Genomic DNA, 22,276 nt, shown 5'->3' with positions numbered 1-22,276 from the left:
TCTATTTTCTCAAAACTCTAGACACATACATTTCTTCCTATCCTCTTGAAATATCAGCCTAATTTTGTTACACTAGATAGAAAGACTGTGAAGGAGACATGATGACGGAACGAGGCTTACTAATCGTCTTTTCTGGTCCCTCTGGTGTAGGAAAAGGGACTGTTAGACGAGAAATTTTTGAAAGCACTGATAACCAATTTCAGTACTCGGTATCCATGACGACTCGTCCTCAGCGTCCAGGCGAAGTGGATGGAGTTGACTATTTCTTCCGCACTCGCGAGGAGTTTGAAGAGCTGATTCGTCAGGGCCAGATGCTGGAGTACGCAGAGTATGTAGGAAACTACTACGGGACGCCTCTGACTTATGTCAATGAAACGCTGGATAAAGGTATTGATGTCTTCCTGGAGATTGAAGTTCAGGGAGCTTTGCAAGTCAAGAAAAAAGTTCCAGATGCCGTCTTTATTTTTTTGACTCCTCCAGACTTAGAAGAACTCAAAGACCGCTTGGTCGGCCGCGGGACAGACAGTGCTGAGATTATCGCCCAGCGCATTGAAAAGGCCAAAGAAGAAATTGCCCTTATGCGCGAGTATGATTATGCCATTGTCAATGATCAGGTGCCGCTGGCTGCCGACCGTGTCAAGCGCGTGATTGAAGCAGAGCATTTCCGAGTAGACCGTGTTATCGGCCGTTATCAGGACATGCTTCCCAAAAATGAAACGATTATTCGATAGAAAGTTAGAAATTAGGTAGAAAATTATGATGTTAAAACCGTCTATTGACACTTTGCTGGACAAGGTTCCGTCAAAATATTCCTTGGTTATTTTAGAAGCTAAGCGTGCGCATGAGCTTGAAGCTGGAGCTCCCGCTACGCAGGAATTCAAGTCTGTCAAATCCACTCTTCGTGCTTTGGAAGAAATTGAATCCGGCAATGTCGTTATCCATCCAGATCCAGAAGGCAAGCGCGAGGCAGTTCGCCGTCGAGCAGAAGAAGAGCGCCTGCGTAAAGAAGAAGAAGAACGCAAGATTAAAGAGCAAATCGCTAAAGAAAAAGAAGAAGGTGAGAAGATTTAAGGTTGGGGATGCTCAATCTTATTTTTTCTGTAATGATGTTTAGGAAAGTGGGGTGAGAATGTGAAGGTAGCAAAGATTATTGTAGATGTTCCTCTGATGCAGACGGACAAGCCCTATAGCTATGCTATTCCAGAAGAGTTTGCAGGAATGCTGGAGGCTGGCATGCGGGGACATGTCCCTTTTGGTCAGGGGAATCGCTTGATTCAAGGGATTGTGGTTGGTTTTGATGAGATGGGAGACCAAGAAGAGCTAAAGGAGATTGCAGAAGTCCTTGATTTCAGTCCCGTGCTGAATCAGGAACAGCTCTGGCTGGCGGACGAGCTGCGCAAGTCAGTCTTTTCCTATAAGATTACCCTTTTAAAGGCCATGCTGCCTAGTCTTCTCAACTCCAGCTATGATAAATTGCTCTACCCGACAGAGCTGCTGAATGATGAGGAACGTTCAGCTATCTTTGGTCAGGAGGACAGTCTTCGCTTTTCTGATTTGGACAAGAAAAGTCAGGCCAAGCTGATGCGACTGACCCAGACTGGCCGCATTCGACTAGAGTATCAGGCGACGGACAAGAAGCATATTAAGACTGAGAAATGGTATCAGGTCAATCATACCGCTTTGCAAAATCATGACCTTCCCCGACAAGCTAAGAAGAAACAAGCATTAAAAGAAATCTTGCTAGAACAGCAGGATAGCCGGCTCTTGGCTAATTTGCGAGAAAACTTTTCGCGCGATATTATTAATTACTTTATCAAAGAAAATCTAATTAACATTGAGGATAGAGAAATCAGCCGTTCTGCTGCTTATTTCCAAAAGGAGCGGCAGCAGCAAAGCCTGACCTTAAATGATGAACAAGCTGCAGCGGTTGCGGCAATCACTCAGAAAATTGGTCAGAGTCATTCTCAGCCAGTCCTCTTAGAAGGGGTCACGGGCAGTGGGAAGACCGAAGTTTACCTACAGGTCATCGCAGAGGCACTGGCCCAAGGCAAGACCGCTATCATGCTGGTTCCAGAGATCTCTCTGACTCCGCAGGTTACTGACCGCTTTATTTCTAGATTTGGCGACCAAGTTGCTATTTTGCATTCAGGCCTGTCTGACGGTGAGAAATATGATGAGTGGCGCAAGGTGGAGCGAGGAGCTGCCCAGGTTGTTGTTGGTGCGCGTTCAGCTATTTTTGCTCCGCTGACAAATATTGGAGCCATTATCATTGATGAAGAGCATGAATCTTCCTACAAGCAGGATTCCAATCCTCGTTATCATGCCAGAGAGGTGGCTCTCTTGCGAGCTCAGTACAATCAAGCTGTCTTAGTGCTGGGTTCGGCAACTCCGAGCTTGGAGAGCCGTGCCCGAGCAAGCCGTGGAGTCTATGATTTTCAGCTGCTCAGCAAGCGTGCAAATCCGTTGGCCCAGATTCCTCAAGTGGAAGTGGTGGATTTCCGGGATTATATCGGGCAGCATGAAGCCAGTAATTTCACCCCGGTTCTGCTAAAGGCTATTCAAGATCGTCTGGATAAGGGAGAGCAGACGGTTCTCATGCTCAACAGGCGGGGGTATTCCAGCTTTGTTATGTGTCGGGAATGCGGGACCGTTGACAGCTGTCCCAACTGTGATATTTCTCTGACCCTGCATATGGACACCAAGACCATGAACTGCCACTACTGTGGTTTTGCTAAAAATATTCCTCAGAGTTGTCCTAACTGTGCCAGCCGCAGCATTCGCTATTATGGGACGGGGACGCAGAAAGCTTATGATGAGTTGGTTCAGCTCTTTCCACAGGCTCGCATTTTACGGATGGATGTAGATACGACCCGTAAGAAAGGCAGTCATGAAGCCATTTTAGAAAGCTTTGGTCAGGGGCAGGCAGATATTCTCTTAGGCACCCAGATGATTGCTAAGGGGCTGGATTTTCCAAACGTGACGCTAGTTGGTGTTCTCAATGCAGATACTGCTCTTAATCTACCGGACTTTCGCTCTTCAGAGCGAACCTTCCAGCTGCTGACTCAAGTGGCTGGCCGGGCTGGTCGGGCTGAAAAGGCTGGTCAGGTCTTTATCCAGTCCTACAATCCTCATCATTATGCGATTGAGTTTGCCAAGCAGCAGGATTATGAAGGCTTTTATGCTTATGAAATGGGAATCCGCCGACAGCTAGGCTATCCGCCATATTACTTTACGGTCGGTCTAACCCTGTCGCACAAGGACGAAGAGACAGCAGTTCGAAAAGCCTATGAGGTTATGGATATTCTGCGAAGCGGTCTGTCAGAAAAAGTGCAAATCCTGGGTCCAACGCCGAAGCCGATTGCCCGCACCCACAATCTCTATCATTATCAGATTCTACTCAAATATCGCTTTGAGGACAAGCTGCAGGCGACGCTAAATCAAGTCTTGGACTGGACGCAGAATCGGGACAATAAAGATTTACGCCTGACAATTGATAATGAGCCACAAAATTTTATGTGAAGCATTTTAGCCGAGATTAAGGTTGTTGTAGACGACTTCTGATATAATAAGGGAAGGAACAAAGAAGGAATCAATAGTTGAAAATGATGAAAATAATATTTATGGGAACACCGGACTTCTCAGCGACTGTCCTAAAAGGGCTGCTGGACAGCGGTCAATATGAAGTGTTAGCAGTGGTAACGCAGCCGGATCGTGCCGTCGGTCGAAAAAGAGAGATTCGCATGACTCCAGTAAAAGAGTTAGCCTTGGAATACAAGCTTCCGGTTTATCAACCGGAAAAGCTAGCTCAAAGCTCAGATTTAGAGGAGTTGATGAACTTAGAAGCAGATGGTATTGTCACAGTTGCTTTTGGGCAGTTTTTGCCTAGCCGCTTGCTGGACAGTGTTGACTTTGCGGTGAATGTTCATGCCTCTTTGCTGCCTAAATACCGAGGTGGTGCACCCATTCACTATGCTCTGATCAATGGCGATGAGCAAGCGGGTGTTACGATTATGGAAATGGTCAAGGAGATGGATGCTGGAGATATGATAGCCAGTAAGGCGACGCCGATTGAAGAGACTGACAATGTCGGAACTCTCTTTGAAAAATTGGCGCTTATCGGTCGAGATCTGTTATTGGATGTTCTGCCAGCTTATAGGGCTGGGCAGATTATCCCTCAGCCGCAGGATCCTAGTCAGGTCACTTTCTCTCCGAATATCAGCCCAGAAGAAGAGAGGATAGACTGGAGCAAAACAAACCGCCAAATTTTCAATCAAATTCGTGGCATGTATCCTTGGCCAGTAGCTCATACCTTGCTGCAGGGGCAACGCTTTAAGATTTACGAAGCAGATATGATGGCTGGTAGCGGTCAGCCGGGACAGATATTGTCTATTAGTAAAAAAGAACTGGTGGTTGCAGCTGGTAAGGGAGCCCTCTCGCTGAAGACGGTTCAGCCTGCTGGTAAGCCCAAGATGGCTATCGTTGATTTTTTGAATGGACTGGGCCGCAGCCTGTCCCTAGGAGATACTTTTGGAAAGTAAGCAAAAAACGGCCCGTTGGCAGGCCTTGGAAATTTTGGAAGAAGTTTTTGAAGAAGGAGCCTATTCCAATATCGCCTTAAACCGGGCTTTGAGTCAAAGTCCGCTGAGTCAAGCAGATAAAGGTCTGGTAACAGAGCTGGTTTACGGCACAGTTGCTCGGAAAATCACTCTGGAATGGTATCTTTCCCATCTGATTGAGGATAGGGATAAATTAGATAACTGGCTCTACATTCTGCTTATGCTCAGTCTGTACCAGATGCTCTATCTGGACAAAATCCCTCAGCATGCAGCTGTTCATGAGGCTATTGAGATTGCGAAAATACGTAAACGAGGCAGCGAAAAATTTGCCAATGCCTTGTTACGTAGGATTGAGCGTGAGGGTGTGGCTGATTTTGAAACAATCAAGCGCAAAAACAAGCGCTATTCGATCCAGTATTCTTTGCCGGTCTGGCTGGTCAAAGACCTGATAGAAGAGTTTGGCGAAGAAAGAGCTCTAGCTATCTTTGCCAGTCTCTTTGTTCGCAGCAAGGCCAGCATTCGCGTGACGGATATGTCGCGCAAGGCAGAGCTTCGCCAGCTTTTAGGGGCTGAGGACTCGCTCTTATCTCCGTCAGCCTTGGTTAAAAGACAGGGGCATTTTGCTGGGCATCAGCTCTTTGAAAGCGGAGCGATTACGATTCAGGATGAGTCTAGTCAGCTGGTGGCTCCTACTCTGGACATCGAAGGAGAGGAGCAGATTCTGGATGCCTGCAGTGCACCGGGCGGCAAGACTGTCCACATGGCTTCCTATCTGACGAACGGTCACATTACAGCCTTAGATCTCTACGATCATAAGTTAGAGCTCGTAGAAGAAAATGCAGAAAGACTGGGCTTGGCTGATAAAATCACTACGAAAAAGCTAGACGCGACCAAGGTGTTTGAGACATTTGGCCCAGATGCTTTCGATAAAATCCTGGTGGACGCTCCTTGCTCTGGTATTGGCTTAATTCGCCGCAAACCGGATATAAAATATAATAAAGAAAATGCAGATTTTGAGAATTTACAAAAAATTCAGCTGGATATACTAGACAGCGTTTGTCAAAGTCTACGTAAAGGTGGTATAATAGCTTATAGTACTTGCACGATTATGGCCAAAGAGAATTTTGAGGTTGTCGAGAAATTTCTGGCCAGTCATCCAAACTTTGAGCAAGTCTTATTAGACCATGAAAGAAAAGATATCGTCAAAGACGGCTGTATCTTGATTACGCCGGAATTATATGAAAGCGACGGATTTTTTATCAGTCAATTTAGGAAGATATCGGAATAAGAGGAGGAAACTGACAGTATGGAAATTTCATTATTAACAGATGTTGGTCAAAAGCGTACAAATAACCAAGATTATGCCAATCTTTTTGTGAATCGGGCTGGCAAAACCATGATCATCTTGGCAGATGGTATGGGCGGCCACAGAGCTGGAAACATTGCTAGCGAAATGGCTGTGACAGACTTAGGAGCTGCATGGGTTGATACACAGATTGATTCGGTGAATCAGGTGCGTGAATGGTTTGCGGAGCACTTGGAAGAGGAAAATCAGCGCATTCATCAATTTGGTCAAGATGAAGAATACAAGGGTATGGGAACGACTTTGGAAGCCTTGGCTATCATTGATAATCAAGCCATCTATGCCCATATCGGCGATTCTCGTATCGGCTTGATTCGTGGTGATGAATACCGTCAGCTGACTAATGATCACTCGCTTGTTAATGCTTTGTTGAAAGCTGGACAGATTACTCCAGAAGAAGCAGAGCGTCATCCGCAGAAGAATATCATTACCCAGTCTATTGGTCAAAAAGACGAAGTGCAGCCTGACTATGGCATGATTACCTTGGAAGATGGTGACTACCTTCTGCTTAATAGTGACGGTCTGACCAATATGATTTCAGACAGTGAAATTTGTGACATTGTCACCAGCGACATCAGCCTGTCTGAAAAAACAGAAACCTTAATTCGCTTTGCCAACAATGCTGGAGGACTGGATAATATCACAGTTGCTCTGGTTCGCTTTGACAAGGAGGATAAGGCATGATTCAAATCGGCAAAATCTTTGCCGGGCGATATAAAATTATCAAGCAGATTGGCCGCGGAGGTATGGCAGATGTCTATCTGGCCAAAGACTTGATTTTGGATGGTGAGGAAGTTGCGGTAAAGGTTCTTAGGACCAATTACCAGACAGATCCTATCGCTGTCGCGCGTTTCCAGCGGGAAGCTAAGGCGATGGCTGACTTGGACCATCCGCACATCGTTCGGATTACTGATATTGGGGAAGAAGATGGCCAGCAGTATCTGGCTATGGAATACGTGGCAGGTCTTGACCTCAAGCGCTATATCAAAGAGAATTCTCCGATTTCAAATGAAGAAGCAGTCAGAATCATGGGACAAATCTTGCTGGCGATGCGCTTGGCGCATACACGCGGTATTGTCCATCGTGACCTGAAACCACAAAATGTCCTCTTGACCCCAGATGGCAATGCCAAGGTAACAGACTTTGGAATTGCGGTGGCCTTTGCGGAGACAAGTCTGACTCAGACTAACTCAATGCTAGGCTCAGTTCATTATCTATCGCCTGAGCAGGCACGTGGCTCTAAAGCAACTGTTCAGAGTGATATTTATGCGATGGGGATTATTTTTTATGAGATGCTGACTGGTCATATCCCTTATGATGGGGATAGTGCCGTTACGATTGCTCTTCAGCATTTCCAAAAGCCGCTGCCATCCATCATTTCTGAAAATCCTAATGTGCCTCAGGCCTTGGAAAATGTGGTTATTAAGGCAACAGCCAAAAAACTGACGGATCGCTATCAGTCAGTTGCAGAGATGTATGTTGACTTGTCCAGCAGCTTATCTTATGAGCGCCGCAATGAAAAGAAATTAGTCTTTGATGATGTTGCGAAAGCAGACACCAAGACCTTGCCAAAAATCTCACCTGTACCGCAGCCAGCAGTTCCACCTGTTAAGCCAACTCCGCCTAAAGCGGAAGCGACTGAAGTTAAGGAAGAGACAGCCGATGCGGTTAAGAAAGTTCCAAAGAAACGTCGTTTGAGAACGCGTTACAAAGTACTTTTCTTTGCAGTCCTATTGGTTTTGGCGGCTTTTGTTGTCCTTCTTTATAATAGCCCATCCAATACCAGCGTGCCAGATGTTTCTGGTCAGACTGTAGCAGAGGCTCGTTCCGCTATCGAAGCTAAGAAGCTGGTTGTCGGAGACGAAAAGGAAGAATACAGCGACAATGTCGAATCTGGCAAAGTCATTAAAACTGATCCACAGGCCAATAGTCAGCGCCGCGAAGGCAGCAAGATTGACCTGATTATCTCCAAGGGGCCCAAGACCTTTGTGATGGAAGATTATACTGAGAGACTGAAAGATGCGGCCGTCAAAGATTTGAAAGAAAACTTTAAGGTTCCTGAGAAATTGATTGAGATTGTTGAGGAGGAATCGGACGAGTACGAGCCAGGTCAGGTGATTCGTCAGTCACCGGCAGCCGGTTCGACCTATGATTTGACTTCTAATCATAAGATCAAGCTGACAGTAGCGAAAGAAGTGACTAGTGTGGCCATGCCTGACTTTGGCAGCATGCAGTACACCTATGCGAATGCACGTTCTTACTTGATTCAAATGGGAATTTCTTCTTCCCGAATTGAGCGAGTTGTTGACCGTTCAGTCACTTCAACTCAGGCAGACTTGGTAACTTCCCAATCACCAGCGGCAGGTCAGACAATTGACCTCAAATCTAATGAAAAAATCACTCTTTACGTGACAGAAGCAACAACACCATCGTCATCTAGCTCATCATCATCATCTAGCAGCTCAAAGAGCAGTTCATCGTCCGATGATGAAAGTCATTCTAGTAGCTCTAGTTCTTCCGACCATTGATGAAGCTAGGCCATCCTTTTAAGCTTTCTGGCTTGAAAGGATGGTTTTTTCTTTTTTGCTGGACAAATTTCCCCATTTCATGCCTTGGACGGAGGTTTTTTGGTTTAATTTTGTTAAAATAGGAAGGTAGAGAAAGGAAACGGCTATGTGGAAGGTTCAATTATTTGTCTTTGTTGAAACAGTCTTATTATCCATGGCATTGGTGACCATGTTGGCAGCTGATTTTTCACGAGTTGTCATTATCTTGGTCCTTTTTTTGCTGCTGCTCTATTATTACTTCGGCAAGCAAAAAGGGAATTTTCTGCTGGTCGCTTCCATGATTATGCTGTTTTTCATTATTATGCTCAATCCCTACGTCATTGCTGCCCTTTTATTTGCGCTGGTTTATGGGATGATTGTGGCCTACCCTTATATCTATAAGGAAAATCAAGAAACCCATCTCGTTTACGAAGAAGATGTAGAAATTCAGAGTGAGAAGAATCGCTGGCTGGGGGACCTGCAGCATTTTTCTAAGGACAGCTGCCAATTTCACGACATCAATCTTTTACGTATCGTTGGGAAAGACACCATTCATTTGGAAGATGTGATTTTGGTCAACCATGATAATGTCATTGTCATTCGAAAAGGTTTTGGCGATACCAAGATTATTGTGCCGTTGGATGTGGAAATTCAGCTGCAAATCAATACTCTTTACGGGGAGCTGAATTTTCTGCATCATCCATCTCGCAAGTTGCGCAATGAAACCATTTCGCTGACGACACCAGACTATAAACGGGCCAATAAGACAGTGAAGATAGTCCTCGTCAGCTTTTTAGGAAATGTGGAGGTTGTCAGAAAGTGAAGAAATCAAATTATTTTCTCATTCTCCTCTATACTTTCTTTGTCTTATTTATCATCTTCCATTATATTTTCAATATTTTCGATTTCACTTGGCAGGAGCTCTTTAATGATTTGGAGCTGTTGCAGTCTTTTGTTTTCTTTGTTGTGATTATCGGTTTATCACTGACCATTCTGATTGTGATAGCAGCTCGCTTGATACAATATCTGTCGGTAGCCCATGTGCAAAAAAATCTTCGGCGTTTGCTGGATGGACGGAGGCTGGAGCCAACAGACCAACCCGAGCTGGATCGCTCTCTGCATCAGCTTGAGAGAAGGCTGCACCGTCTGACAGAGAATCTCCAAAAGTCTGAAAACCAAACCCTGCAGACGGAAGAGAAAATTATCGAAAAAGAACGGCGGCGAATTGCGCGTGATTTGCACGATACTGTCAGTCAGGAATTATTTGCAGCCAATATGATTCTTTCGGGAGTGGCTGGAAATGTAGAACGGCTTGATGGAGAAAAACTGCAAAAGCAGCTCAAGGGGATTGCCGATATTCTTGACACAGCCCAGAAGGATTTGCGGATTCTCCTGCTTCATTTGCGACCTACAGAGTTGGAAAATAAGACTCTGGTCGAAGGTATGGATGTGATTATCAAGGAGTTGACTGATAAAAGCGACATTGATGTTCACTTCAATCATCAGGTTGGGCATCTACCCAAACAGATGGAGGAGCATGTCTTCAGAATCATGCAGGAAATTATCAACAACACACTGCGGCATGCCCAGGCCAGTCGGTTGGATATTTACCTCTATCAGGCACCTAATGAGCTTAAAATCAAGGTATCTGATAATGGCGTCGGTTTTGATCCGCTGGCCCAGGATGAACTCAGTTACGGCTTGAAAAATATGGAAGACCGTGTGCGGGATATGGCGGGCACCTTTAAGCTTTTGACAGCCCCCAGAAAAGGTCTTTCTATTGAAATCACGATACCTTTACTAGAAGGAGAAGATCATGAAGATATTGTTAGTGGATGACCACCAGATGGTCAGATTGGGATTGAAAAGTTATCTGGAACTGCAAGATGATATAGCAGAAGTATCTGAAGCAGTCAATGGCAAAGAAGGCGTTGAGCTGGCATTGGCAAGTCGTCCGGATGTGATTATCATGGATATCGTCATGCCTGAGATGAATGGGATTGAAGCGACACTGGCCATTTTGAAAGAGTGGCCGGAAGCAAAGATTCTGATTTTGACTTCTTATCTGGATAATGAAAAAATTTATCCTGTTCTGGATGCAGGGGCTCACGGGTATATGCTTAAGACTTCCAGCGCTGAAGAAATTCTCCGTGCTGTCAAAAAAGTGGCCAAGGGAGAATTTGCCATTGAAACAGAGGTCAGCAAGAAAGTGGAGTACCATCGTAACCATATCGAGCTCCATGAGGATTTGACAGCTCGTGAGCGTGATATTTTAGGGCTTTTGGCCAAGGGTTATGAAAATCAACGGATTGCAGATGAGCTCTTCATTTCCCTCAAAACGGTCAAGACTCATGTCTCCAATATCCTGTCCAAATTGGAGGTGAGCGACCGCACTCAGGCAGTTGTTTATGCTTTTCAGCACCATCTTGTCCCACAAGAAGACTTTTAATGGTATAATAGAAAAGATTAAGATTGGACAAGGGGAGATATGGACGCAAAAATAAAGTATAAGGCAAAAAAGATAAAAATTGTCTTTTTCGATATAGATGATACCCTGCGAGTCAAGGATACTGGTTTTATCCCAGACTCTATCCAGACAGTTTTCAAGCAGTTGAAAGACAAAGGGATTTTGACGGGTATTGCGTCTGGACGAGGGATGTTTGGTGTCGTGCCGGAGCTGAGAGCTTTGCAGCCAGACTTTTTCGTTACCCTGAACGGAGCCTATGTCGAAGACAGCAAAGGGAAGGTGATTTCTCAGACGGTTATCCCGTCTGATAGAGTGATGTCCTATATTGCTTGGGCTCAGGAAGTAGGGATTGACTATGGTCTGGTCGGCAGCCATGGAGCAGCCTTATCCAATCGACATTCTCTGATTTCAGAGGCCATTGATGTGGTTTATCCAGATTTGCCTGTAAATCCAGACTTTCATTTAGACAAGGATATTTATCAGCTTTGGACCTTTGAAGATAGAGGAGATGGCCTGCAGTTGCCAGAGGCGTTAGCGGAGCATCTGCGTTTGGTTCGCTGGCATCCTCATTCGTCAGATGTCGTGCCGACAGAAGGTTCCAAGGCAGCCGGAGTTTCCAAGGTTGTCGAGCATCTGGGCTTCAAACCTGAAAATGTCATGGTTTTTGGCGACGGACTCAATGATTTGGAATTGTTTGACTATGCAGGAATTGGCATTGCCATGGGCGTTTCCCATGAAGAACTGCGAAAAAGAGCAGATTATATTACAAAAACAGTAGAAGAAGACGGTATTTTTGCCGCTTTAGAGGAGTTAGGTATGGTAGAAAAAGAATTACATTTTCCACAAGTAGAACTTGCAGCAGCAGAAGGTCCAAAAGCGACTATCAGGACTAATCATGGTGACATGAAAGTTCAGCTTTTTCTGGAACAGGCACCAAAAACAGTCGCTAACTTTATTGCCCTTGCTAAAGATGGATATTATGACGGTGTGATTTTCCACCGCATTATTCAGGACTTTATGATTCAGGGTGGCGATCCTACTGGTACCGGTATGGGCGGTCAGTCTATCTATGGTGAGAAATTTGAAGATGAGTTTTCACCTGAGCTTTACAATATTCGTGGGGCTCTTTCCATGGCAAACGCTGGACCGAATACTAACGGCAGTCAATTTTTCATTGTTCAAAATAAAAATCTTCCTTATTCAGCTAAGGAATTGAGCCGCGGCGGCTGGCCTGAAGCTATCGCTGAAGTCTATGCCAGTCAGGGAGGAACACCGCATTTGGATCGGCGCCACACTGTCTTTGGTCAGCTGGCTGATGAAGCGTCCTACCAAGTTTTGGACAAGATTGCAGCTATTGAGACGGGGGCTATGGACAAGCCGGTGGAAGATGTTGTGATTGAAACGATTGAGGTTGAAGACTGATGAAAATCGGTGATAAATTAAAAGGCAAAATCACAGGGATACAGCCTTATGGAGCTTTTGTTGAACTGGAAAACGGAACGATTGGCTTGATTCATATCTCAGAAATTCGTCCGGGTTATATTGAAAATATCCATGATAGTGTAAAGATCGGCCAGCAAGTCTTGGTACAGGTTGTGGACTATGATGAATTTTCTGGGAAGTCCAGTCTGTCCATGCGGACCCTAGAAGAAGAAAAGCACCGCCTCCCTAGACGCCACCGCTTTTCAAATGACCGCTGTAAAATTGGTTTTGAGCCTTTAGGCAGACAGCTACCTATCTGGATCAAAGAGGCAAAAAAATTCTTAAAAGAAGAAAAAGTTTAAAAAATATCCTGTTCCATAAGAGAACAGGATATTTTTGTTAGATAGAATTGCCATTCAATTCCTAGCCGAGTGCTGAATTGAAATGGACATGTTTTCAAAAAATACTAAGCATCAAATTCATAGAGAGCGGTAGACAGATAGCGTTCGCCATTATCAGGTGCCAGAGCAAGGACTTTTTTGCCAGCCCCTAGTTTTTTCGCTACTTCAATAGCTGCGAAAATGGCAGCAGCAGATGAAATTCCTACTAAGAAGCCTTCCTGACCGCCAATATAGCGTCCAAATTCCAGTGCTTGATCAGAAGTTACGCGGACAATACCGTTGTAGGCTGCTGTATCCAAGGTCTCTGGAATGAATCCAGCTGAAAGTCCTTGGATTTTGTGAGGGCCTGGCTTCTCACCAGAAAGGATAGCAGATTCGTCTGCTTCGACTGCGTATATTTGGATGTCTGGATTAACTTTTTTGAGAGCGTGAGATACACCGGAAATAGTTCCGCCAGTTCCGACACCGCCTACAAAGGCATCCAGTCCAGTTTCACCGAAAGCAGCGATAATTTCTGCTCCTGTTGTTCGTTCGTGAACCTCTGGATTGGCCGGATTATTAAATTGCAGTGGCAACCAACCATTGCGTTCTTGTGCGATTTCTTGTGCTTTTGCAATAGCCCCTTTCATTCCTTCGCTGCCCAGAGTCAAGACTAACTCAGCACCATAAGCTTGGATAATCTTGCGGCGCTCTACACTCATGGTTTCTGGCATAACAATGACAACCTTGTAGCCTTTAGCTGCTCCAACCCACGAAAGGCCAATGCCAGTATTTCCGCTGGTTGCTTCAACGATGGTATCGCCAGGCTTGATAAGGCCATCGCGTTCAGCTGCCTCAATCATGCTGAGAGCAATCCGGTCTTTGACAGAAGAGCCAGGATTGAAAGCCTCTAACTTCACATAAACCTCAGCAGCTCCTTCTGGGACCAAGTTGTTCAATTTGACAATGGGGGTTTGCCCAATTAGTTCTGTAATGTTTTGATAAATATGTGACATAGAATACATACCTCAATATAATTTAATAGAATTAGTATAAAATGAAATAAGCGCTTTGTAAAATATAAAAAAGCTATGAGAGCCATAGCTTTTCTTTATGTCAAAACATCAAGGGGACTTCTACTTGGCGCAGTCCTTGATCCATCATCTTCAATTTGCCCTTAAAAAACTCAGTCAGTTTGTCTTTAAGCAGTTCTCTTTCACCTTTGTCAACGAAAAGAAGAGTGGAGACACTATCTGTAAATTCAGTATCGTATTCAGCAAGATTTTCCGCCTTAAGAAAATTCATAAAATCCTGATATTGGCTGTAAGACAGTTGTAGGCGTAGGCCAGCTTGTTCTTTTATCTCAACCAGTCCAATCTCCTTAATAGCCAGAGCAACACTGCCGGCATAAGCTCGAATCAGGCCGCCGGCTCCTAGTTTAATACCGCCAAAATAGCGAGTAACCACAACGCAAAGATTGGTCAAATTGTGCTTTTCTAGGACTCCCAGCATAGGAACTCCGGCTGTTCCGCTGGGCTCACCATCATCGCTAGTTCGCTTTATATCACTCTTTTCCCCAATGATAAAAGCAGAGCAGTTATGAGTGGCCTTGTAATGTTCTTTTTTTATAGCAGCTATAAAAGCGCGAGCCTCTTCCTCAGAGTAAATTCTTTTTACATGGCAGATAAAGCGGGATTTTTTAATTTCCTCTTGAACCATACCATCTTCTTTAATTGTCTTAAATTCCATAACTATATTTTACAAAAAAAAGACGAATTTTGCCAAAAAATTACGAATAAATAAGTATGTTAGAGTTGCAAGATTGTTTAGGACGTATATTTACAGAGAGTCAGTTAGAGTCTAGCTTGCGAGCACAAGCAAAAGAAATTCCCAGTATCCGAGAAGAAAAAGGCAAGCTCCACTGTGGACGCTGCAACAGCTTGATTGAACGAGAAAATCAGCTACCTGTTGGAGCTTATTATTGTAGAGAATGCTTAATATTGGGCCGGGTACGGAGTGACCAAAAACTTTACTATTTTCCTCAAGAGGATTTTCCTAAAAAACAGGTGCTTAAATGGCAGGGGCAACTGACAGAGTTTCAGGGGAAGGTCTCCAAAGGCTTACTGGACGCGCTAGAGAAAAGACAGAATACGTTAGTGCATGCTGTTACTGGCGCTGGAAAAACAGAAATGATTTACCAAGTGATTGCAAGAGTTATTGATAGAGGAGGGTCTGTTTGCTTGGCCAGTCCGCGGATTGATGTTTGTTTAGAACTTTATCGGCGCCTAAAAGAAGACCTTTCTTGTGAAATAGCCCTTCTGCATGGGGAGTCAGAAGCTTATTTTCGCAGCCCCTTGGTAATTGCAACCACCCACCAGCTCTTAAAATTTTATCGGGCTTTTGATTTGTTGATTGTGGACGAGGTAGACGCCTTTCCTTATGTGGATAATCCCATACTGTATCACGCTGTAGAGCGTTCAGTTAAAGAGGATGCTACAACTATTTTTCTGACAGCCACTTCCACAGATGAATTGGATAAAAGAGTTCAAAAAGGTGAGTTGAAACGCCTGAGTCTTCCCAGAAGATTTCATGGTAATCCCTTGACCATCCCTCAGAAAATTTGGTTATCTGATTTTCAAAAACATCTTCAGAAGAAGAAAATAGCACCTAAACTTTTAAAATATATACAAAAACAGAGGGAGACTCAATTTCCTCTCTTAATATTTGCTGCAGAAATTCAAAGAGGAGAGGATGTTGCTCATGCTTTGCAGATAGCTCTGCCTGATGAAAAGCTGGCTTTTGTCGCCTCTACAACAGAAAATCGTCTAGAGATTGTCGAGCAGTTTCGTCGCAAGGAGATCACTATTTTGGTGACAACGACTATCTTAGAGCGTGGAGTAACTTTTCCTGGTGTGGATGTTTTTGTCTTGGAAGCCAATCATCGCCTGTTCAGTCGTAGTGCTCTGGTTCAGATTTCAGGCCGAGTTGGCCGTAGTATGGATAGACCGACTGGACAGTTGCTATTTTTTCATGATGGGACTACCCTTGCTATGGAAAAGGCGATTCGGGAAATGAGAGATATGAATAAGGAGGCGGGATTATGACAGAGTGTCTTTTATGTAAAGGGCAAATTAAGGAGAAAGGCAGTTTTTTACAGCTTTTTCTATTAAAAGGAGAAGAACCAAGCTGCTGCTCCACTTGTTATCAAAATTTTGAATGCATATCTGAAGAGCATTGCCCATGCTGTTTTCGCAACGGGCAATCAGATTTATGTACAGATTGCCAAAAATGGGAGGAAGAGGGGGAACAAGTCCAGCATCAGTCACTATTTACCTATAATGAAGCAATGAAGGAATATTTCAGTCAATACAAGTTTCAGGGAGACTATGTATTGCGCTTTGTATTTGCAAAAGCAGCTAAAAAAGCAGTCAAAATGTTTAGAGAGCATACCATTGTTCCGATTCCAGTCAGTATCGAAAAATTTCAAGTGAGAGGTTTTAATCAAGTGCAGGGGATTTTAGATGCTGCAAACTTGTCATACAGAGATGTCTTAGAGAAAAAAGACACCCTAGCACAGTCGAGCAAGACACGTGAGGAGCGTCTGCAGACGCAGCAGGCTTTTAAAATTAAGAATGGAGTTGATTTGCCAGATAAAATTTTGCTGGTTGATGATATCTATACAACTGGAAAAACCTTGCAATTGGCTAAGCAAATCTTGCTGGAAGCAGGAGTGAAAGAAATTTTGACATTTTCAATCGCAAGATGAGAAAAAATTTGCAAAAAAGGAATGAAAGCGTTATAATGATATTATAAATAAAACATTTATGTTTAGAAAGAAGGTACTTATATGCTTAAATATAGTATCCGTGGTGAAAACCTAGAAGTAACAGATGCTCTCCGTGACTACGTAGTTTCTAAACTTGAGAAGATTGAGAAGTATTTCCAAGCAGAGCAAGAACTTGATGCGCGTGTGAACCTCAAGGTTTACCGTGAAAAGACTGCGAAAGTGGAAGTAACAATTCCGCTAGGCTCCATCACTCTTCGTGCAGAAGATATCTCTCAGGATATGTATGGGTCAATTGATTTGGTTACAGATAAGATTGAGCGCCAAATCCGCAAAAATAAAACCAAGATTGAAAGAAAGAATCGCAATAAGGTTGCGACAAGCCAGCTTTTCACAGATTCCTTTGCTGAGGAAGCAGAAGAAGTCCCATCAAAAGTTGTCCGTTCAAAACACATAGATTTGAAGCCGATGGACTTGGAAGAAGCGATTCTGCAGATGGATTTATTGGGACATGATTTCTTTATCTATTCCGATGCTGAGGACAGCAGTACGAATGTCATATATCGTCGTGAGGATGGAGATATTGGTCTGTTAGAAGTCAAATAAATAAGAAAATAGGGTTGAGAGCATGTTTCTCAACCTTTTTAGATTATAGAAAGTCATACTGTCAGCTGACATAGAACAATTACCCTAGGCACAAAGAAATTAACTTTATACATATAGTTGAAAAATAAACTTCAAAAAAAATTAAAAAAATTGGAAAAAGGTATTGACAGGGAGTGTGGTTGGGTGATATACTAATATAGTTGTCGCGAAAGACAAAGCCCTTTGAAAACTGAACAAGACGAACCAAGTGCAGGGTGACATAGAGATATGTAACCTGTCAAAAAAAACGAAAATAAATCTGTCAGTGGACAGTAATGAGTGCGAACTCAAACTTTTTAATGAGAGTTTGATCCTGGCTCAGGACGAACGCTGGCGGCGTGCCTAATACATGCAAGTAGAACGCTGAAGAGAGGAGCTTGCTCTTCTTGGATGAGTTGCGAACGGGTGAGTAACGCGTAGGTAACCTGCCTGGTAGCGGGGGATAACTATTGGAAACGATAGCTAATACCGCATGAAATTGATTATTGCATGATAATTAATTGAAAGATGCAATTGCATCACTACCAGATGGACCTGCGTTGTATTAGCTAGTTGGTGAGGTAACGGCTCACCAAGGCGACGATACATAGCCGACCTGAGAGGGTGATCGGCCACACTGGGACTGAGACACGGCCCAGACTCCTACGGGAGGCAGCAGTAGGGAATCTTCGGCAATGGGGGGAACCCTGACCGAGCAACGCCGCGTGAGTGAAGAAGGTTTTCGGATCGTAAAGCTCTGTTGTAAGAGAAGAACGGGTGTGAGAGTGGAAAGTTCACACTGTGACGGTATCTTACCAGAAAGGGACGGCTAACTACGTGCCAGCAGCCGCGGTAATACGTAGGTCCCGAGCGTTGTCCGGATTTATTGGGCGTAAAGCGAGCGCAGGCGGTTAGATAAGTCTGAAGTTAAAGGCTGTGGCTTAACCATAGTATGCTTTGGAAACTGTTTAACTTGAGTGCAGAAGGGGAGAGTGGAATTCCATGTGTAGCGGTGAAATGCGTAGATATATGGAGGAACACCGGTGGCGAAAGCGGCTCTCTGGTCTGTAACTGACGCTGAGGCTCGAAAGCGTGGGGAGCAAACAGGATTAGATACCCTGGTAGTCCACGCCGTAAACGATGAGTGCTAGGTGTTAGGCCCTTTCCGGGGCTTAGTGCCGCAGCTAACGCATTAAGCACTCCGCCTGGGGAGTACGACCGCAAGGTTGAAACTCAAAGGAATTGACGGGGGCCCGCACAAGCGGTGGAGCATGTGGTTTAATTCGAAGCAACGCGAAGAACCTTACCAGGTCTTGACATCCCTCTGACCGCTCTAGAGATAGAGTTTTCCTTCGGGACAGAGGTGACAGGTGGTGCATGGTTGTCGTCAGCTCGTGTCGTGAGATGTTGGGTTAAGTCCCGCAACGAGCGCAACCCCTATTGTTAGTTGCCATCATTCAGTTGGGCACTCTAGCGAGACTGCCGGTAATAAACCGGAGGAAGGTGGGGATGACGTCAAATCATCATGCCCCTTATGACCTGGGCTACACACGTGCTACAATGGCTGGTACAACGAGTCGCAAGCCGGTGACGGCAAGCTAATCTCTGAAAGCCAGTCTCAGTTCGGATTGTAGGCTGCAACTCGCCTACATGAAGTCGGAATCGCTAGTAATCGCGGATCAGCACGCCGCGGTGAATACGTTCCCGGGCCTTGTACACACCGCCCGTCACACCACGAGAGTTTGTAACACCCGAAGTCGGTGAGGTAACCGTAAGGAGCCAGCCGCCTAAGGTGGGATAGATGATTGGGGTGAAGTCGTAACAAGGTAGCCGTATCGGAAGGTGCGGCTGGATCACCTCCTTTCTAAGGAGTCCGTAAGGACACACGGAATGCACTTGAGTCTTGTTTAGTTTTGAGAGGGCTATGTGGGGCCTTAGCTCAGCTGGGAGAGCGCCTGCTTTGCACGCAGGAGGTCAGCGGTTCGATCCCGCTAGGCTCCATTATCTAGTTTGACTAGATAAAGAACTTGTCCATTGAAAATTGAATACCGATATCAAATAGTAACAAGAAAATAAACCGAAAACGCTGTGAAAATTAATGAGTTTAAGACTGAAAGGTCAAAAATAAGGTTAAGTTAGTAAGGGCGCACGGTGGATGCCTTGGCACTAGGAGCCGAAGAAGGACGTGACAAACGACGAAATGCCTCGGGGAGCTGTAAGTAAGCACTTGATCCGGGGATGTCCGAATGGGGGAACCCAACAGGTTGATGCCTGTTACCCATTTCTGTTAAGGGAATGAGGAGGAAGACGCAGTGAACTGAAACATCTAAGTAGCTGCAGGAAGAGAAAGCAAAAGCGATTGCCTTAGTAGCGGCGAGCGAAGAGGCAGGAGGGCAAACCGAAGAGTTTACTCTTCGGGGTTGTAGGACTGCAATGTGGACTCAGAATTTATAGAAGAATGACTTGGGAAAGTCAGCCAAAGAGAGTAAGAGCCTCGTATTTTAAATAGATTCTGTACCTAGCAGTATCCTGAGTACGGCGGGACACGTGAAATCCCGTCGGAATCTGGGAGGACCATCTCCCAACCCTAAATACTCCCTAGTGACCGATAGTGAACCAGTACCGTGAGGGAAAGGTGAAAAGCACCCCGGGAGGGGAGTGAAATAGAACCTGAAACCGTGTGCCTACAACAAGTTCGAGCCCGTTAATGGGTGAGAGCGTGCCTTTTGTAGAATGAACCGGCGAGTTACGTTATGATGCGAGGTTAAGTTGAAGAGACGGAGCCGTAGGGAAACCGAGTCTGAATAGGGCGCTTTAGTATCATGATGTAGACCCGAAACCATGTGACCTACCCATGAGCAGGTTGAAGGTGCGGTAAAACGCACTGGAGGACCGAACCAGGGCACGTTGAAAAGTGCTTGGATGACTTGTGGGTAGCGGAGAAATTCCAAACGAACTTGGAGATAGCTGGTTCTCTCCGAAATAGCTTTAGGGCTAGCGTCGACATAAAGATTCTTGGAGGTAGAGCACTGTTTGGGTGAGGGGTCCATCCCGGATTACCAATCTCAGATAAACTCCGAATGCCAATGAATTATGGTCGGCAGTCAGACTGCGAGTGCTAAGATCCGTAGTCGAAAGGGAAACAGCCCAGACCACCAGCTAAGGTCCCAAAATAATTGTTAAGTGGAAAAGGATGTGGGGTTGCACAGACAACTAGGATGTTAGCTTAGAAGCAGCTATTCATTCAAAGAGTGCGTAATAGCTCACTAGTCGAGTGACCCTGCGCCGAAAATGTACCGGGGCTAAAACAATTTACCGAAGCTGTGGATACCTTTTATAGGTATGGTAGGAGAGCGTTCTATGTGTGGAGAAGGTGTACCGTGAGGAGTGCTGGAACGCATAGAAGTGAGAATGCCGGTATGAGTAGCGCAAGACAGGTGAGAATCCTGTCCACCGTAAGACTAAGGTTTCCAGGGGAAGGCTCGTCCGCCCTGGGTTAGTCGGGACCTAAGGAGAGACCGAAAGGTGTATCCGATGGCCAACAGGTTGAGATTCCTGTACTAGAGTATGAAGTGATGGAGGGACGCAGTAGGCTAACTCGTGCGTACGATTGGATGTACGTCTAAGCAGTGAGGCGTGGTATGAGTCAAATGCTTATACCTCTAACGTTGAGTTGTGATGGGGAGCGAAGTTTAGTAGCGAGTGAGTGATGTCACACTGCCAAGAAAAGCTTCTAGCGTTGTATCATACTCTACCCGTACCGCAAACCGACACAGGTAGTCGAGGCGAGTAGCCTCAGGTGAGCGAGAGAACTCTCGTTAAGGAACTCGGCAAAATGACCCCGTAACTTCGGGAGAAGGGGTGCTGACTTTGGTCAGCCGCAGTGAATAGGCCCAAGCAACTGTTTATCAAAAACACAGCTCTCTGCTAAATCGTAAGATGATGTATAGGGGGTGACGCCTGCCCGGTGCTGGAAGGTTAAGAGGAGTGCTTAGCGGTAACGCGAAGGTATGAATTGAAGCCCCAGTAAACGGCGGCCGTAACTATAACGGTCCTAAGGTAGCGAAATTCCTTGTCGGGTAAGTTCCGACCCGCACGAAAGGCGTAATGATTTGGGCACTGTCTCAACGAGAGACTCGGTGAAATTTTAGTACCTGTGAAGATGCAGGTTACCCGCGACAGGACGGAAAGACCCCATGGAGCTTTACTGCAGTTTGATATTGAGTGTCTGTGCCACATGTACAGGATAGGTAGGAGCCTATGAAATCGGGACGCCAGTTTCGATGGAGGCGTTGTTGGGATACTACCCTTGTGTTATGGCCACTCTAACCCGGTAGGTTTATCATCTACGGAGACAGTGTCTGACGGGCAGTTTGACTGGGGCGGTCGCCTCCTAAAAGGTAACGGAGGCGCCCAAAGGTTCCCTCAGACTGGTTGGAAATCAGTCGCAGAGTGTAAAGGTATAAGGGAGCTTGACTGCGAGAGCTACAACTCGAGCAGGGACGAAAGTCGGGCTTAGTGATCCGGTGGTTCCGCATGGAAGGGCCATCGCTCAACGGATAAAAGCTACCCTGGGGATAACAGGCTTATCTCCCCCAAGAGTTCACATCGACGGGGAGGTTTGGCACCTCGATGTCGGCTCGTCGCATCCTGGGGCTGTAGTCGGTCCCAAGGGTTGGGCTGTTCGCCCATTAAAGCGGCACGCGAGCTGGGTTCAGAACGTCGTGAGACAGTTCGGTCCCTATCCGTCGCGGGCGTAGGAAATTTGAGAGGATCTGCTCCTAGTACGAGAGGACCAGAGTGGACTTACCGCTGGTGTACCAGTTGTTCTGCCAAGAGCATCGCTGGGTAGCTATGTAGGGAAGGGATAAACGCTGAAAGCATCTAAGTGTGAAACCCACCTCAAGATGAGATTTCCCATAACGCAAGTTAGTAAGAGCCCTGAGAGAAGATCAGGTTGATAGGTTAGAAGTGGAAGTGTGGTGACACATGGAGCGGACTAATACTAATCGCTCGAGGACTTATCCTAGAATAAGAGCTTCATCAGAGTGCAGCGAATGGTTTAGAGAAATGTGAGATTTGATATTGTATTCAATTTTGAGTTGACAAGGCTTGTCTGAGAGGACAGGAAAGT

Annotated in this window: 17 protein-coding genes, 1 tRNA gene and 2 rRNA genes; 18 read left to right on the top strand and 2 right to left on the bottom strand. The window is 45.4% G+C overall.

What is annotated here, in order from left to right:
* The first annotated feature begins 98 nt into the window (after window positions 1-98).
* The 12 genes from gmk (at window position 99) to J1C77_RS09310 (ending at window position 12,716) form a co-directional block, all read left to right on the top strand.
* The gene (gmk, locus tag J1C77_RS09365; protein ID WP_002893505.1) at window positions 99-731 is read left to right on the top strand and encodes a guanylate kinase; all 633 of its coding nucleotides are present in this window, start codon (window positions 99-101) and stop codon (window positions 729-731) included.
* Window positions 732-756: 25 nt separating this feature from the next.
* Window positions 757-1,071 carry a DNA-directed RNA polymerase subunit omega gene (gene rpoZ, locus J1C77_RS09360; RefSeq protein WP_002893503.1) on the top strand — a complete coding sequence of 105 codons (315 nt, stop codon included), beginning with the start codon at window positions 757-759 and terminating at the stop codon, window positions 1,069-1,071.
* 60 nt (window positions 1,072-1,131) lie between these two features.
* Window positions 1,132-3,519: a primosomal protein N' gene (locus tag J1C77_RS09355; protein WP_002923381.1), complete on the top strand. Its 2,388-nt coding sequence runs from the start codon at window positions 1,132-1,134 to the stop codon at window positions 3,517-3,519.
* An 83-nt stretch (window positions 3,520-3,602) separates the two neighbouring features.
* Window positions 3,603-4,538 carry a methionyl-tRNA formyltransferase gene (gene fmt / locus J1C77_RS09350; RefSeq protein WP_042763163.1) on the top strand — a complete coding sequence of 312 codons (936 nt, stop codon included), beginning with the start codon at window positions 3,603-3,605 and terminating at the stop codon, window positions 4,536-4,538.
* The gene (gene rsmB, locus J1C77_RS09345) at window positions 4,528-5,844 is read left to right on the top strand and encodes a 16S rRNA (cytosine(967)-C(5))-methyltransferase RsmB (RefSeq protein WP_002923385.1); all 1,317 of its coding nucleotides are present in this window, start codon (window positions 4,528-4,530) and stop codon (window positions 5,842-5,844) included. The genes fmt and rsmB overlap by 11 nt, the downstream gene beginning before the upstream one ends.
* Before the next feature lie 18 nt (window positions 5,845-5,862).
* Complete coding sequence (locus tag J1C77_RS09340) at window positions 5,863-6,603, top strand: Stp1/IreP family PP2C-type Ser/Thr phosphatase (protein WP_002923386.1); 741 nt, start codon at window positions 5,863-5,865, stop codon at window positions 6,601-6,603.
* Window positions 6,600-8,447, top strand: a complete 1,848-nt coding sequence (gene pknB, locus J1C77_RS09335; RefSeq protein WP_002923389.1) for a Stk1 family PASTA domain-containing Ser/Thr kinase — start codon at window positions 6,600-6,602, stop codon at window positions 8,445-8,447. The genes J1C77_RS09340 and pknB overlap by 4 nt, the downstream gene beginning before the upstream one ends.
* A 145-nt stretch (window positions 8,448-8,592) precedes the next feature.
* A complete protein-coding gene (liaF, locus tag J1C77_RS09330; RefSeq protein WP_002893496.1) occupies window positions 8,593-9,288 on the top strand; it encodes a cell wall-active antibiotics response protein LiaF in 696 nt (231 codons plus the stop codon).
* Entirely contained in the window at window positions 9,285-10,304 is a 1,020-nt protein-coding gene (locus tag J1C77_RS09325) for a sensor histidine kinase (protein WP_002923392.1), read from the top strand. Before liaF ends, J1C77_RS09325 begins: the two co-directional genes overlap by 4 nt.
* Window positions 10,282-10,914, top strand: a complete 633-nt coding sequence (locus tag J1C77_RS09320) for a response regulator transcription factor (protein ID WP_002923393.1) — start codon at window positions 10,282-10,284, stop codon at window positions 10,912-10,914. The genes J1C77_RS09325 and J1C77_RS09320 overlap by 23 nt, the downstream gene beginning before the upstream one ends.
* Before the next feature lie 39 nt (window positions 10,915-10,953).
* The gene (locus tag J1C77_RS09315; RefSeq protein ID WP_002923394.1) at window positions 10,954-12,354 is read left to right on the top strand and encodes a bifunctional Cof-type HAD-IIB family hydrolase/peptidylprolyl isomerase; all 1,401 of its coding nucleotides are present in this window, start codon (window positions 10,954-10,956) and stop codon (window positions 12,352-12,354) included.
* The gene (locus J1C77_RS09310; RefSeq protein ID WP_002901252.1) at window positions 12,354-12,716 is read left to right on the top strand and encodes a S1 RNA-binding domain-containing protein; all 363 of its coding nucleotides are present in this window, start codon (window positions 12,354-12,356) and stop codon (window positions 12,714-12,716) included. The genes J1C77_RS09315 and J1C77_RS09310 overlap by 1 nt, the downstream gene beginning before the upstream one ends.
* A gap of 104 nt (window positions 12,717-12,820) precedes the next feature.
* Here the strand turns inward: J1C77_RS09310 and cysK are convergent, their stop codons facing one another.
* Complete coding sequence (gene cysK / locus J1C77_RS09305; protein WP_002923395.1) at window positions 12,821-13,750, bottom strand: cysteine synthase A; 930 nt, start codon at window positions 13,748-13,750, stop codon at window positions 12,821-12,823.
* A 100-nt stretch (window positions 13,751-13,850) separates the two neighbouring features.
* The gene (locus J1C77_RS09300; protein ID WP_002923396.1) at window positions 13,851-14,483 is read right to left on the bottom strand and encodes a YigZ family protein; all 633 of its coding nucleotides are present in this window, start codon (window positions 14,481-14,483) and stop codon (window positions 13,851-13,853) included.
* 56 nt (window positions 14,484-14,539) lie between these two features.
* Between J1C77_RS09300 and J1C77_RS09295 the strand changes: the two genes are divergently transcribed.
* From J1C77_RS09295 to J1C77_RS09270, 6 genes are all read left to right on the top strand, one after another.
* A complete protein-coding gene (locus tag J1C77_RS09295) occupies window positions 14,540-15,838 on the top strand; it encodes a DEAD/DEAH box helicase (RefSeq protein WP_002923397.1) in 1,299 nt (432 codons plus the stop codon).
* Window positions 15,835-16,500, top strand: a complete 666-nt coding sequence (locus J1C77_RS09290) for a ComF family protein (protein ID WP_002923398.1) — start codon at window positions 15,835-15,837, stop codon at window positions 16,498-16,500. Before J1C77_RS09295 ends, J1C77_RS09290 begins: the two co-directional genes overlap by 4 nt.
* Window positions 16,501-16,581: 81 nt before the next feature.
* The gene (gene hpf, locus J1C77_RS09285) at window positions 16,582-17,124 is read left to right on the top strand and encodes a ribosome hibernation-promoting factor, HPF/YfiA family (RefSeq protein WP_002903257.1); all 543 of its coding nucleotides are present in this window, start codon (window positions 16,582-16,584) and stop codon (window positions 17,122-17,124) included.
* Between the two features lie 334 nt (window positions 17,125-17,458).
* A 16S ribosomal RNA gene (locus J1C77_RS09280) occupies window positions 17,459-19,006 on the top strand.
* 64 nt (window positions 19,007-19,070) lie between these two features.
* Window positions 19,071-19,143: transfer RNA gene (locus tag J1C77_RS09275), tRNA-Ala, on the top strand.
* Between the two features lie 127 nt (window positions 19,144-19,270).
* Window positions 19,271-22,171, top strand: a 23S ribosomal RNA gene (locus J1C77_RS09270).
* Together the 16S and 23S rRNA genes with 1 tRNA gene alongside form the textbook arrangement of a ribosomal RNA operon.
* Window positions 22,172-22,276 lie beyond the last annotated feature (105 nt).

The organism is Streptococcus sanguinis (assembly GCF_050223295.1).
Classification (GTDB): Bacteria; Bacillota; Bacilli; order Lactobacillales; family Streptococcaceae; genus Streptococcus; species Streptococcus sanguinis_X.
Note: the sequence above shows the minus strand (reverse complement) of the source record. Positions and strands in the feature narration are given on the sequence as shown.

What these genes read in the sequence shown, in the direction of transcription:
- J1C77_RS09300 (WP_002923396.1), bottom strand. Translation starts at nt 14,483, where the DNA reads ATGGAATTTAAGACAATTAAAGAAGATGGTATGGTTCAAGAGGAAATT.
- J1C77_RS09340 (WP_002923386.1), top strand. Translation starts at nt 5,863, where the DNA reads ATGGAAATTTCATTATTAACAGATGTTGGTCAAAAGCGTACAAATAAC.
- J1C77_RS09290 (WP_002923398.1), top strand. Translation starts at nt 15,835, where the DNA reads ATGACAGAGTGTCTTTTATGTAAAGGGCAAATTAAGGAGAAAGGCAGT.
- J1C77_RS09315 (WP_002923394.1), top strand. Translation starts at nt 10,954, where the DNA reads ATGGACGCAAAAATAAAGTATAAGGCAAAAAAGATAAAAATTGTCTTT.
- J1C77_RS09295 (WP_002923397.1), top strand. Translation starts at nt 14,540, where the DNA reads ATGTTAGAGTTGCAAGATTGTTTAGGACGTATATTTACAGAGAGTCAG.
- gmk (WP_002893505.1), top strand. Translation starts at nt 99, where the DNA reads ATGATGACGGAACGAGGCTTACTAATCGTCTTTTCTGGTCCCTCTGGT.
- pknB (WP_002923389.1), top strand. Translation starts at nt 6,600, where the DNA reads ATGATTCAAATCGGCAAAATCTTTGCCGGGCGATATAAAATTATCAAG.
- cysK (WP_002923395.1), bottom strand. Translation starts at nt 13,750, where the DNA reads ATGTCACATATTTATCAAAACATTACAGAACTAATTGGGCAAACCCCC.
- J1C77_RS09310 (WP_002901252.1), top strand. Translation starts at nt 12,354, where the DNA reads ATGAAAATCGGTGATAAATTAAAAGGCAAAATCACAGGGATACAGCCT.
- liaF (WP_002893496.1), top strand. Translation starts at nt 8,593, where the DNA reads ATGTGGAAGGTTCAATTATTTGTCTTTGTTGAAACAGTCTTATTATCC.
- rpoZ (WP_002893503.1), top strand. Translation starts at nt 757, where the DNA reads ATGATGTTAAAACCGTCTATTGACACTTTGCTGGACAAGGTTCCGTCA.
- fmt (WP_042763163.1), top strand. Translation starts at nt 3,603, where the DNA reads ATGATGAAAATAATATTTATGGGAACACCGGACTTCTCAGCGACTGTC.
- J1C77_RS09320 (WP_002923393.1), top strand. Translation starts at nt 10,282, where the DNA reads ATGAAGATATTGTTAGTGGATGACCACCAGATGGTCAGATTGGGATTG.
- hpf (WP_002903257.1), top strand. Translation starts at nt 16,582, where the DNA reads ATGCTTAAATATAGTATCCGTGGTGAAAACCTAGAAGTAACAGATGCT.